The organism is Pseudomonas sp. SBT1-2 (assembly GCF_028640875.1).
GTDB classification, from domain to species: Bacteria; Pseudomonadota; Gammaproteobacteria; order Pseudomonadales; family Pseudomonadaceae; genus Aquipseudomonas; species Aquipseudomonas chlororaphis_I.
This window is the reverse complement of record NZ_JAQZAA010000085.1, coordinates 50,478-62,888: the sequence shown is the minus strand read 5'-3', so window position 1 is coordinate 62,888 and position 12,411 is coordinate 50,478. Positions and strand designations below refer to the sequence as shown.

The window sequence follows — 12,411 nt, the reverse complement described above, 5'->3', positions numbered from 1 at the left end:
AAGGAGCTAGCTGGATGAAAAAACTACTCGTCGCTTTCGCCGCCGTTGCCGCGTTTTCCGCGAACGCCGCTGACACCCTGACCGTGGCCGCCACTCCGGTGCCTCACGCCGAGATCCTCGAATTCGTGAAGCCGGCGCTGGCCAAGGAAGGCGTGGACCTGAAGGTCAAGGTCTTCACCGACTACATCCAGCCGAACGTGCAGGTCGCCGAAAAGCGCCTGGACGCCAACTTCTTCCAGCACCAGCCGTACCTGGATGAGTTCAACAAGGCCAAGGGCACCCACCTGGTGAGCGTCGCCGGCGTGCACCTGGAGCCGCTGGGCGCCTACTCCAACAAGTTCAAGAAGCTCGAAGAACTGCCAGGTGGCGCCAACGTGGTGATCCCCAACGACGCCACCAACGGCGGCCGCGCCTTGCTGCTGCTGGCCAAGGCCGGCCTGATCAAGCTCAAGGATTCCAACAACATCCTGTCCACGGTCAAAGACATCACCGAGAACAGCAAGGACCTGAAATTCCGTGAGCTGGAAGCCGCGACCATCCCGCGCGTGCTGACCCAGGTCGACCTGGCGCTGATCAACACCAACTACGCCCTGGAAGCCAAGCTGGACCCGTCCAAGGACGCCCTGGTGATCGAAGGCAAGGACTCGCCTTACGTGAACATCCTGGTGGCCCGTCCTGACGACAAGGATTCGGACGCCATGAAGAAACTGGTTGCCGCCCTGCACAGCCCCGAAGTGAAGCAATTCATTCTCGAGAAGTACAAAGGCGCCGTGGTTCCGGCGTTCTGATCGGTTACAGAAACACAAACGGGGCGCCTCAAGGCGCCCCGTTTCGTTTCAGTTGCCTACCGCGCCCCCTGTAGCCGCTGCCGCAGGCTGCGATCGGCTCCGCAGGAGACGCGCTCTTGAGGGCCTCGGAAGGTGCTCCGCACCTTATCGCAGCCTGCGGCAGCGGCTACAGGACTCAGGCGTCCCGGATTACTTGCGCTGCAACATCACCGGCAGCTGGGCCACCAGTTTCTGGTTGTTCAGCGGCGCGCGGATGAAGCCGCGCTGGGTGCCGTCCGGGCCGATCACCGCGAGGTTGCCGCTGTGGTCGACGGTGTAGTTGGGCTTGCTGGTGTCCGCCGGAATGAACGGGATACTCACCGCATTGGCGAGCTTCTGCACATCCGCCACCGAGGTCGCGGTCAGGCCCTTGAAGTCCTTGTCGAAGTAGCCCAGGTACTGTTTCAGCTGCTGCGGCGTATCGCGGTTCGGGTCGACGCTGACCAGCACCACCTGCAGGTTGTCCACCGCCTCCTTGGGCAGCTCGCTCTTGATCTGGCGCAGTTGGGCGAGGGTGGTCGGGCAGATGTCCGGGCAGAAGGTGTAGCCGAAGAACAGCAGGCTCCACTTGCCCTTGAGCTCATTGAGCACCACCGGCTGGCCTTCCTGGTCGGTCATCTTCACATCCGGCAGGTTGCGGCTCTGGGGCAGCAGGATGATCCCGGCGTCGATCAGCGCGGTCGGGTCCCCCTGGTTCTTGCCGGTCAGCACTTTGTTGACGGTGAGCCCCAGCACCAGGGCCACCAGCGCCACGAGAATAAAGACGGTTTTCTGAGTTCGAGTCATAGGTTCAACAATAGGTAGTGGTCTACGAGCAGCGCGATAAACAGCAGGAACAAGTAATAAATAGAGTACTTGAAGGTGTTGATCGCCGCGTGCGGCCGACTGCCACGGTACAGCACCCAGGCCCATTGCAGAAAGCGCGCGCCCAGGCCCAGGGCGCAAATCAGGTAGAGCAGGCCGCTCATGTGGATCGCATAGGGCAGCAGGCTGACCGCCAGCAGGGCGAAGGTGTAGAGCAGGATATGCACCTTGGTGTAATGCTCGCCGTGGGTCACCGGCAGCATCGGGATGTCGGCCTTGGCGTATTCCTCCTTGCGGTGAATGGCCAGGGCCCAGAAGTGCGGCGGGGTCCAGGCGAAGATGATCAGCACCAGCAGCAGCGGTTCGGCCGTCACATGGCCGGTGGCCGCGACCCAGCCCAACAGCGGTGGCGCGGCCCCGGCCAGGCCGCCGATCACGATGTTCTGCGGGGTCGCCCGCTTGAGGAAACCGGTGTAGATCACCGCATAACCGAGCAGCGATGCCAGGGTCAGCCAGGCAGTCAGCGGGTTGGTGAACGCCAGCAGCAAGGCTTGCCCGGCGATGGCCAGCAGCAGGGCGAAACCCAGCGCCGCCGGCGGCGATACCCGGCCTTCGGCCAGCGGCCGTTTGTGGGTGCGCGCCATGACCGCGTCGATCCGCCGGTCCACCACATGGTTCACCGCTGCCGCCGCACCGGCGCACAGGGCGATGCCCAGGTTGCCGAACACCAGCACCGTCCACGGCACCCCGGCACGGGTGGCGAGGAACATGCCCACCAGCGAGGTAATGAGCATCAGCACCACCACCTTGGGTTTGGTCAGCTCCAGGTAGTCACGCCAGATCGCCTGGCGGTGACGCTCGCCGATCAGAGTCGCCATGGCATTTCTCCTTTAATAGTGATGGGCCCGGCGGCGTGTTTGCGCGGGCTCAGGCGCCAGCCCAGCGGCAGGTGCGAGCGGGCGCGGACCAGGCTGGTACGGGCGTGATAGTTGACCAGCACCAGGGTCAGCAGCAGCGCCGCGCCACCCGCGTTATGCGCCACGGCCACCGGCAGCGGCAGGTGGAACAGCACATTGCTGATGCCGAGGCCGATCTGCGCCGCCAGCGCCACCAGCACCAACCCGGCGAGGCGGGTCATGCCCACATGCTTGAGTTGCCAGGCCAGGCCGAGCAACACCAGGGTCACCAGCAACGCGCCGATGCGATGGGTCAGGTGGATGGCGGTGCGGGCGTCGCTGTCGAGCTGCCCGCCCAGGTAGTTGGGGCCGATGTGCTGGGTCAGGTGAAAACCGTTGGCGAAATCCGCCGCCGGCCACCACTGGCCGTGGCAGGTCGGCAGGTCGATGCAGGCCACCGCCGCGTAGTTGGAGCTGACCCAGCCGCCCAGGGCGATCTGCCCGATCACCAGCACCAGCCCGGCCGTGGCCCAGTACTGCAGGCGGCGCGGCACGATCAGCGCCGGCAGCACCCCGGACAGGCGCAGCGTCAGCAAAAACAGCAGGCTCAGGGTGGCGAAGCCGCCCAGCAGGTGCGCGGTGACCACCTGCGGCCACAGCTTGAGGGTCACCGTCCACATGCCGAACAAGGCCTGGGCGAACACCACCGAGAGCAGGAACAGCGGCAACTTCAATGGTTGCCCGGGATGATGCCGATGGGTCCAGGAGCGTGCCGCCAGCAATACGATCAACAGGCCCAGAGTACCGGCGAAATAGCGGTGGATCATCTCGTTCCAGCCCTTGTGGGCTTCCACCGGGGTGTCGGGAAAATGCAGCTCGGCATGGGCCAGCTGGGCTTCGCTTTTCGGCACGCTGATGAAGCCGTAGCACCCCGGCCAGTCCGGGCAGCCGAGGCCGGCGTGGGTCAGCCGGGTATAGGCGCCGAGCAGCACCACGATCAGTGCCAGCAAGGTGGCAAATAAGGCGAGGCGAAATCCAGGTTTGGCCATGACGATGCCCTTATCCGATGTTCGACAGTTTCAGCAGATGGCGCAGGTCGTTGAGCAGGTCCTTGCCCTTGACCCGGGCGTCGTAGCGCAGGACCAGGTTGCCGTGCGGGTCGACTATCCACAGCAGCGGCGCGCCCTGGTCGCTGGCGCCCTTGGTGAAGGTCGGCAGGTCCAGTGGGTAGCGTTGCAGTTGCGGGTACTCGCGCTGCAGCTTGGCCTGGTAATCGGTGTCCAGCGGCTGGGAGGCGGCCAGGGCGTGGCTGGCCCGGGAGGCGTCGCGGCCCAGGGAGATCTGGATCTGCCGCGCCAGGTACACCAGTTGCTGGCAATCCACCGCGCAGTCCCTGGGCGCGGTGACCAGGATCTGCCAGCGCGTCTCGTCGGCCTGGACCCCGATGTCGGCGCGGCTCTGGCCGTTGCCGATCAGCTCACCGTGGTAGCTGCGGCTTTCCGGCACCCAGAACTGCAACTTGTACATGCCGGTGGCGAGGATCATCGGGCCGATCACCATGGCCACGATCAGCAGCAGCTGCCAGCGTCCGCGGCGCCGGTTGTGCGGCGCCTGGGCCTCAGAAATGTTGGGTGGATTCATGGCCGCTCCCATGGTGTTTCTCCCTTGCGTTATGCCATCCGAGATAGAGGTACAAAGCGCACAGGGCCAGCGCCATGGCGAACCACTGCACGGCGTAGCCCAGATGTTTTTCCGGCCCCATGGCCACCACCGGCCATTCGGTCAGGTAGGCGCCCGGGCCAGCCTCCTGGCGTAGCTCGTAGGCAAAGCCGCTGCGTCCCAGCTCGCTCCAGAGCCTGGCTGGATCGACCGTCGTCACCAGCCGCGGCCACTGGGCATTGCGCGGATCGGCATGCAGTTGAAAGGTCGCGCCGGGGGCGACATAGACCCAGGCGTCGAGGTCCAGAGGTTGTTCGGGGGTACTGAACGCCGGTGGCGTGCGCCGGTCCGGCCAGGGCAGCCAGCCCCGGTTGAGCAACAGCCATTGGCCGCTGGCCTGGTCGAGAAAGGGTTGCAGCAGCTCGACCCCGACCTTGCCTTCGTGCATGCGGTTATCCAGCAGCAGGCTGTGGGCTGCATCGAAGCTGCCATGCACTCGCACCCGGCGGAACGCCGGATCAGGGGCAGCCTGCAGCTCATCCACGCTCAAAGGCTCGGCCACCCGCCGTTCCGCGTAGCTGGCCAGCAGCTCGCGCTTCTGTTCGCCCCGGCCCAGTTGCCAGAACCCGAGCGTCACCAGTACCGGCAGCAACGCCAGCACCACCAGGGTCGGCAGCACGCCCGGGCGAAAGCCGTTCATGGCAGCGCCCGAAAGTGGCGAGATCGACTGGCTATACTCAAGCGCATCGCGTTTCCCCTGGAGCCCACCATGCTTAAAGCGGCAATCGTCCTGTTGCTGATCGCCACGCTCATCAGCCTGTTCAGCGGCCTGTTCTTTCTGGTCAAGGACGACAGCAGCTCCCATCGCCTGGTCAGGTCGTTGACCGTGCGTGTGTGCCTGGCCGCGCTCACCGTCGGCTTGATCGCCTGGGGCTTCTTCAGCGGCCAGCTGGTGTCGCACGCGCCCTGGTAACCCCGCGCTCAGAGCACGTAGACGAAGACAAACAAGCCGATCCACACCACATCGACAAAGTGCCAATACCAACTGGCCGCCTCGAAACCGAACTGATGCTCGGCATCGAAGTGCCCCTTCATGATGCGCATCAGCATCACGAACAGGATCAGCGTGCCGATGGTCACGTGGGCACCGTGAAAGCCGGTGAGCATGAAGAAGGTGGCGCCATAGATGCCCGAACCCAGGGTCAGCCCCAGCTCGTGGTAGGCGTGCAGGTACTCCTCGGCCTGGAAGCCGAGAAAGGCACAACCCAGCAGCACGGTGATCGCCAGCCAGATTTTCAGCGCGCCGCGATGGCCGTTCTTCAGGCCGTGGTGGGCGATGGTCACGGTGACGCTGGAACTCACCAGCAGCACGGTGTTGAGCAGCGGCAGGCCCCAGGGGCTGATGACTTCCTTGGGCGGCGGGAACAGCTTGGAATCGGGGTTTTCGAGCAATGGCCAGACGAACTCGAAGTTCGGCCAGAGCATGTGCGCGATGCCCTTGCTGCCTTCCCCACCCAGGGCCGGGCCGGCGATCTGGCGCACGTAGAACAGCGCGCCGAAGAAGGCGATGAAGAACATCACTTCGGAAAAGATGAACCAGCTCATGCCCCAGCGGAACGAGCGATCCAGCTGGGCGCTGTACAGGCCGGCGCGACTTTCCTTGATCACCGCGCCGAACCAGCCGAACAGCATGTAGGCCAGCAACAGGCTACCGACGAAGAAAATCAGCGGGCCATGGGATTCCGGGCGCGCGGCCTTGAGGTCGTTGAACCAGGTGGCCAGGCCGAACACGGTAACGAACATGCCCACGGTGGCGATGATCGGCCACTTGCTCTGGGCGGGAACGTAATAATGCTCATGAGTTGCCATTTATTGTTCTCCTTATCGGGCACGCTTGAACGTCTTAACCGCCGGTGTTGGTGCTCACGGCCACCGGTGGATGACGCGCGGTGATATCGAACAGCGTGTAAGCCAGCGTCAGGTGCTTCACATCCTTGGGCATGTCGCGGTCAACGATGAAACGTACCGGCATCTCGATCTGCTGACCGGGCTGCAGCACTTGCTGGGTGAAACAGAAGCATTCGGTCTTGTGGAAATACATCGCGGCGCTGCTCGGCGAAATGCTCGGGATCGCCTGGGCGCTCATCGGGCGGTCGCTGGGATTGCGGGCGATGAAGATCATCTCGTTCACCGCGCCCGGATGGACCACGATGTCGTCGGCCTTGGGATAGAAGTCCCAGACCATGTCGATCGCGTTGGTCGACAGGAACTGCACCCGCACCTGGCGCGAGACATCCACCTGCTGCTCGCCGGAATACTGCCCGCCGGTCTTGCCATTGATGCCCAGCGCCTTGCACATCACGTCGTAGATCGGCACCAGGGCAAAACCGAAGACGAACATCGCCGCCACCACCAGCAACAGGCGGGTGACCAGCTTCTTCATCGAGATCTCAGCCATGAGCGCGCCCCCTTGTAGGAGCGAGCTTGCTCGCGAAAAAATCACCAACGATGACTCGATGAGGCTGATAGCGCGCCACTTCGTGGCTATCGCGAGCAAGCTCGCTCCTACAGGAGGAGGTCAGCGGGTATCGCGGCAGGCTGTTCATTTCACTTCCGGCGGCGTGGTGAAGGTGTGGTAAGGCGCCGGCGACGGCACGCTCCACTCCAGCCCTTCGGCACCGTCCCAGGGCTTGGCCGGTGCGGGTTGGCCGCCACGGATGCACTTGATGACGATGAACAGGAAGAAGATCTGCGTCGCGCCGAAGGTGAACGCGCCGATGGACGACACCATGTTGAAATCGGCGAACTGCAGGTTGTAGTCCGGGATCCGCCGCGGCATTCCCGCCAGGCCGACGAAGTGCATCGGGAAGAACGCCATGTTCATGCCGACGAAGGACAGCCAGAAGTGCAGCTTGCCCAGGGTTTCGTCGTACATGTGCCCGGTCCACTTCGGCAGCCAGTAGTAGGCCGAGGCGAAGATGCCGAAGATCGCGCCCGGCACCAGTACATAGTGGAAGTGCGCGACCACGAAATAGGTGTCCTGGTACTGGAAGTCCGCCGGGGCGATGGCCAGCATCAGCCCGGAGAAGCCGCCGATGGTGAACAGGATCACGAAGGCCACGGCGAACAGCATCGGCGTCTCGAAGGTCAGCGAGCCCTGCCACATGGTGCTGACCCAGTTGAAGACCTTGACCCCGGTCGGCACCGCGATAAGCATCGTGGCGTACATGAAGAACAGCTCGCCCACCAGCGGAATGCCGACCACGAACATGTGGTGCGCCCAGACGATGAACGACAGGAAGGCGATACTCGCCGTGGCGTAGACCATCGAGGTGTAGCCGAACAACGGCTTGCGCGAGAACGCCGGGATGATTGCGCTGACGGCGCCGAAGGCCGGCAGGATCATGATGTACACCTCGGGGTGGCCGAAGAACCAGAACACATGCTGGAACAGCACCGGATCACCGCCACCGGCGGCACTGAAGAAGCTGGTGCCGAAGTGGATGTCCATCAGCATCATGGTCACGCAGCCGGCCAGCACCGGCATCACCGCGATCAGCAGGAACGCGGTGATCAGCCAGGTCCAGACGAACAGCGGCATCTTCATCAGGGTCATGCCGGGGGCGCGCAGGTTGAGGATGGTGGCGATCACGTTGATCGCGCCCATGATCGAGCTGATGCCCATCAGGTGGATGGCGAAGATGAAGAAGGTCACGCTTTCCGGCGCGTAGGTGGTGGACAGCGGGGCGTAGAAGGTCCAGCCGAAGTTGGGTCCGCCGCCGGGCATGAACAGGGTCGAGACCAGCAGCAGGAACGCCGCCGGCAGCAACCAGAAACTGAAGTTGTTCATCCGCGGCAGGGCCATGTCCGGCGCGCCGACCATCAGCGGGATCATCCAGTTGGCCAGGCCGACGAAGGCCGGCATCACCGCGCCGAAGACCATCACCAGGCCGTGCATGGTGGTCATCTGGTTGAAGAATTCCGGCTGCACGATCTGCAGGCCGGGCTGGAACAGCTCGGCGCGGATCACCATGGCGAACGAGCCGCCGAGCAGGAACATGGAGAAGGCGAACCACAGGTACAGGGTGCCGATGTCCTTGTGGTTGGTGGTCAGCACCCAGCGCATCAGGCCCTTGGCGGGGCCGTGGGTGTGGTCATGATCGCCAACGACTGCATGACCGTGCTCATCGCTCACAGCGTTCATGGCCTGTCTCCTGTAAACGGTTGGGCTGGACGATCGAGGGCAGCACGCCCCGAGCGGCTGCGGGAACACGCAATAGACCGGGTCATTTGCTTTCCGCCTGTTTCAGAGCCAGGACATCCTTGGGCGTCACCATGTCGCCCTTGTTGTTGCCCCAGGCGTTACGTTCATAGGTGACCACCGCCGCCAGGTCGACTTCCGACAGCTGCTTGCCGAAGGCCGCCATGGCGGTGCCGGGCTTGCCGTGGAAGACGATGTTCAGGTGATCCGCCACCGGCCCGGTGGCGATCTTCGAGCCCTTGAGCGCCGGGAACATCGGCGGCAGGCCCTGGCCCTCGGCCTGGTGACAGGCCACGCAGGTGGTGTGGTAGACCTTGTCGCCGCGGGCCACCAGCTCTTCGAGGGTCCATTCCTTGCTGGTCAGTTCCTTGAGCTTGAGGGCCTCGGCCTTGCGTTCGCCCAGCCAGGTGTCGTAGTCGGCCTGGGTCTTCACATCGACCACGATCGGCATGAAACCGTGGTCCTTGCCGCACAGCTCGGCGCACTGGCCGCGATACAGGCCGGGCTTGTCGACCCGGGTCCAGGCTTCGTTGACGAAACCGGGGATCGCATCGCGCTTGACCGCGAAGGCCGGGACCCACCAGGAATGGATGACGTCGGCGGAGGTCACCAGAAAGCGCACCTTGGCGCCGATCGGCAGCACCAGCGGCTGATCGACTTCCAGCAGGTAATGCTCGCCCTTGGCACTCTGGTTGTGAATCTGTTCGGCGGGCGTGGTCAGGTTGCTGAAGAACTCGACGTCCTGGCCCAGGTATTTGTAGTGCCACTTCCACTGATAGCCGGTGATCTGGATGTCCACATCCGGCTCACTGGCGTCGTACATCTTGATCAGGGTCGCGGTGGCGGGAACGGCCATGGCCACCAGGATCAGCAGCGGCACCACCGTCCAGAGGATTTCCACCGTCGTGCTTTCGTGGAACTTGGCGGCCACCTGGCCGGTGGAGCGGCGGTGCACGATCATCGACCAGAACATGGCGCCAAAGACAATGACGCCGATCACCACACAGATCCAGAAGATGGTCATGTGCAGGTCGAATACCGCGTGACTTATATCAGTCGCTCCAGGCGCCATATTCACGGTCCAGGCGCCATGCGCCTGGCTGAATACCGACCACAACAGGAGGCCCATCCAGACTTGTGGATGTCGCATCATTGCGGGTTCCCCTTATCGTTCTTGTTATCCCGCCGGCTTTCACCTGCGGCCAAGGGATCGGCTGCCCAGACTACGAACTTAAACCGCCGAGCCTTCGCTGCACATGCAGTCGGGCGTCATCAGCTAACTTCATACAGCCCCGAGTATAGACAGCGACTTCGACCTCGCAACGCGGTGCCGTAAATCCACTGAAACAGTTTGCCGCGGCCTTATAGGCCACGGTTGGAAAGGGATAGGGGATGAATGATGGCGAAGCGATATAACTTAGACGACTAACCATGAAATAATTATGAGAAATACGTCTTAAGCGATTTCGTGAGCAGGCTAACTTATGTCTTCCCTAATTAATTGCCCTTGTTTCCTGGAGTATTCATGAACACCGCCGCATTGCGCGAGCAGATCCAACGAGCCCATCAACATGAGTCCAGCACCGGGCATTTGCGCCGCCAGCTGGAAACCCAATTGCCACACCTGCACCCCGCCATCCAGCTCCCCGAACTGGACGCCCAGGGGGTGATGACCCGTTTTGTCGCCGCTTATATCGATCAGGTTCCCGACCTGCTGGACGCCGCCAACGAAGTCGCGCGCGAAGCCGGCATCGAGTCGCAGATCAAGCCGGTGCTGAAGATCGCCGAGCAGTTCTTCCTCCAGCCGCCCGCCATCATGGCCGGCCACGAAGGCCTGGACGGCCTGCTGGACGAAGCCTATCTGGCCCATCGCCTGGTGGAAGAGGTCAACGACCTGTACATCACCCATTTCGGCCAGCCGCTGATCCCGCTGGACACCACGGTGGCCAACCTGATCGCCCACCAGTTGATCGGCGAAACCTTCGCCAACCAGCTGGACGAAGCGGTGCACCATGCGGTCGACGCGATGCTCAATGAAGAAAGCTTCGCCCTGGAGTCGGTCGAGGCCTACCGTGAGAAGCTCAGCAGCCCCGACACCGACGCCGCCTGGAAACGCTGGCCGTGCCTGTCGCGCCAGCTGGGCGTGGAGCTGGAGCTCGACCAGCCGGCTGCCTGAGGATTGCAGGTGGCGGCCCTGTAGCCGCTGCCGCAGGCTGCGATCGACCGGCACGGTCGCAGCGATATCACCGCCGCTGAAGGCCCTTCGGACCTTATCGCAGCCTTCGGCAGCGGCTACAGGGCTACAGACTTACGCCCGGCTCAAGCCTTTCGCCTCCAGCTTCGAGGCCGGGCTCACGCCGACGTTGGTGTGCAAACGCCCCTCCAGCCGGCGCTTCAACCCGCGCGACTCGATCACCAGCTTCGAGCCCTTGGCCGCATTGGCCCGTCCCCACTCCTCGAGCAGTTCCAGGCAGGCATGGTCGATGTAGCCCAGGTTATTGAGCGGCACATGCACCGTGGTGCCCGGCGGGATGCTGCCCAGTGCCTGGGTCAGGGCCGGCACCTTGAGGAAGGTCGCGGCGCCTACCAGGCGCAGCTCCATTTCGCCCTCGGCGGGCAGGTCCACCAGGCTGATCTTCAGTCGCGAAGCGCCCCAGGCCAGCTTCACCAGGGTCAGGCCGAAACCGATCAGCACACCGGTCAGCAGGTCGGTGAAGACAATCGCCAGCGCGGTCACGCCGTAGGTCAGCATCGGCATCGGCCCATAACGGCCCAGCTTGCGGAACGACTTGAGGTCCACCAGCTTGAACCCGGTGTACACCAGCACGCCCGCCAGGCTGGCCACCGGAATGCTTTGCAGCACGCTGGACAGCAACAGCACGAACGCCAGCAGCCACAGGCCGTGGAAAATCGCCGACAACCGCGTGGTCGCGCCCGCCTGGACGTTGGCCGAACTGCGTACTATCACCCCGGTCATCGGCAAGGCGCCGAGCAACCCGCAGAGCATGTTGCCGATCCCTTGCGCCGACAATTCACGGTCGAAATCCGAACGTGTACCGCTGTGCATGCGATCCACCGCGGCGGCGGACAGCAGGGTTTCGGCGCTGGCGATAAAGGCCACGGCAAAGGCCGCGATCAGCAGTGTCGGGTCCGCCAGGTTGAGCAGGTCGGCCGGGCGCAGCCAGTCGATCGCCTCGGCGAGGTTTTCCGGTACCTCGACCCGCTTGACCTGCAGCGCCAGGAGCAGGCTGGCAAAGGTCGCCAGGCCGACACCCAGCAGGGCACCAGGGATGAAGCGCAGCGAATGCGGGCGCAGTTTTTCCCACAGGAACATCACCGCCATGGTCGACAGGCCGAGCAACCCGGCCTGCCAGCCAAAGCCGCCGCCCAGGCTGGGCAAGGCTTGGGTCACCGCCTCGGGGAAACCCGCGAGGTTATCCAGGCCGGACGCCTGGGGCTGGGCATCGAGCATCACGTGCACCTGGGAGAGCACGATCAACACCCCGATCCCGGCAAGCATGCCGTAGACCACCGCTGGCGCCGTGACCCGGAACCAGCAGCCCAGGCGCAAGCGCCCGGCCACCAACTGGAGGAAACCCGCCAATAGCAGGATCGGCCCGAGCATGGCGATACCGTGCTGGCGCACCAGCTCGAACACCAGGACCGCCAGCCCCGCGGCCGGACCGCTGACCTGCAAGGGCGAGCCCGCCAGCCAGCCCACTACCAGGCCACCGATGATCCCGGTGATCAGACCCTTGGCCGGCGGCATGCCGGAAGCGATGGCAATACCCATGCACAAGGGCAGGGCCACCAGGAACACCACCACGGAAGCGAGCAGCTCCCGTGGCAAAACAGCTTTCAGTTGTGCTGCACGCATGATGATTCTCCCGAACTTTTTTCAGGCGTGGCAAAGCCTGACCGCACTGACAGCAGTCATGGCTGAACCCCACTGGGATTTAGGAGG

13 protein-coding genes are annotated in these 12,411 nt (G+C 63.7%); 3 read left to right on the top strand and 10 right to left on the bottom strand.

The genetic code is table 11. The annotated features are described in order from the left end of the window. Window positions 1–14 precede the first annotated feature (14 nt). On the top strand, window positions 15–788 hold the full coding sequence (locus tag PVZ78_RS17545) for a MetQ/NlpA family ABC transporter substrate-binding protein (RefSeq protein ID WP_009046270.1): 774 nt from the start codon (window positions 15–17) through the stop codon (window positions 786–788). A gap of 189 nt (window positions 789–977) precedes the next feature. On the opposite strand, the gene PVZ78_RS17540 is transcribed toward PVZ78_RS17545, so the two are convergent. The 5 genes from PVZ78_RS17540 to PVZ78_RS17520 are packed head-to-tail and all read right to left on the bottom strand — an operon-like array spanning window position 978 to window position 4,886. Continuing rightward, window positions 978–1,613 (bottom strand): SCO family protein, encoded by a 636-nt coding sequence (locus PVZ78_RS17540; RefSeq protein WP_009041520.1) that lies wholly within the window; start codon window positions 1,611–1,613, stop codon window positions 978–980. Further along, window positions 1,610–2,509, bottom strand: a complete 900-nt coding sequence (cyoE, locus tag PVZ78_RS17535; protein WP_009046269.1) for a heme o synthase — start codon at window positions 2,507–2,509, stop codon at window positions 1,610–1,612. Before cyoE ends, PVZ78_RS17540 begins: the two co-directional genes overlap by 4 nt. Next, on the bottom strand, window positions 2,497–3,576 hold the full coding sequence (locus tag PVZ78_RS17530; protein WP_007924313.1) for a COX15/CtaA family protein: 1,080 nt from the start codon (window positions 3,574–3,576) through the stop codon (window positions 2,497–2,499). Before PVZ78_RS17530 ends, cyoE begins: the two co-directional genes overlap by 13 nt. Before the next feature lie 10 nt (window positions 3,577–3,586). Beyond that, complete coding sequence (locus tag PVZ78_RS17525; RefSeq protein ID WP_101281600.1) at window positions 3,587–4,180, bottom strand: hypothetical protein; 594 nt, start codon at window positions 4,178–4,180, stop codon at window positions 3,587–3,589. Then, entirely contained in the window at window positions 4,146–4,886 is a 741-nt protein-coding gene (locus PVZ78_RS17520) for an SURF1 family protein (protein WP_041987860.1), read from the bottom strand. The genes PVZ78_RS17525 and PVZ78_RS17520 overlap by 35 nt, the downstream gene beginning before the upstream one ends. Before the next feature lie 69 nt (window positions 4,887–4,955). On the opposite strand from PVZ78_RS17520, the gene PVZ78_RS17515 reads away from it, so the two are divergent. Then, window positions 4,956–5,159 carry a twin transmembrane helix small protein gene (locus PVZ78_RS17515; protein WP_016703917.1) on the top strand — a complete coding sequence of 68 codons (204 nt, stop codon included), beginning with the start codon at window positions 4,956–4,958 and terminating at the stop codon, window positions 5,157–5,159. A gap of 8 nt (window positions 5,160–5,167) precedes the next feature. Here the strand turns inward: PVZ78_RS17515 and PVZ78_RS17510 are convergent, their stop codons facing one another. From PVZ78_RS17510 to coxB, 4 genes are all read right to left on the bottom strand, one after another. Further along, window positions 5,168–6,055 (bottom strand): cytochrome c oxidase subunit 3, encoded by an 888-nt coding sequence (locus PVZ78_RS17510; protein WP_273829007.1) that lies wholly within the window; start codon window positions 6,053–6,055, stop codon window positions 5,168–5,170. Window positions 6,056–6,089: 34 nt separating this feature from the next. Beyond that, window positions 6,090–6,644: a cytochrome c oxidase assembly protein gene (locus PVZ78_RS17505; protein WP_009046265.1), complete on the bottom strand. Its 555-nt coding sequence runs from the start codon at window positions 6,642–6,644 to the stop codon at window positions 6,090–6,092. 144 nt (window positions 6,645–6,788) lie between these two features. Then, complete coding sequence (gene ctaD / locus PVZ78_RS17500) at window positions 6,789–8,390, bottom strand: cytochrome c oxidase subunit I (RefSeq protein ID WP_009046264.1); 1,602 nt, start codon at window positions 8,388–8,390, stop codon at window positions 6,789–6,791. Between the two features lie 82 nt (window positions 8,391–8,472). Beyond that, window positions 8,473–9,600 (bottom strand): cytochrome c oxidase subunit II, encoded by a 1,128-nt coding sequence (coxB, locus tag PVZ78_RS17495; RefSeq protein ID WP_009046263.1) that lies wholly within the window; start codon window positions 9,598–9,600, stop codon window positions 8,473–8,475. A 372-nt stretch (window positions 9,601–9,972) separates the two neighbouring features. Here coxB and PVZ78_RS17490 point away from each other — a divergent pair, with 372 nt between their 5' ends. Next, window positions 9,973–10,623 carry a hypothetical protein gene (locus PVZ78_RS17490; RefSeq protein WP_016703918.1) on the top strand — a complete coding sequence of 217 codons (651 nt, stop codon included), beginning with the start codon at window positions 9,973–9,975 and terminating at the stop codon, window positions 10,621–10,623. 132 nt (window positions 10,624–10,755) lie between these two features. Here PVZ78_RS17490 and PVZ78_RS17485 read toward each other — a convergent pair whose 3' ends face one another. After that, on the bottom strand, window positions 10,756–12,324 hold the full coding sequence (locus PVZ78_RS17485; protein ID WP_016703919.1) for a SulP family inorganic anion transporter: 1,569 nt from the start codon (window positions 12,322–12,324) through the stop codon (window positions 10,756–10,758). Window positions 12,325–12,411: the final 87 nt, after the last annotated feature.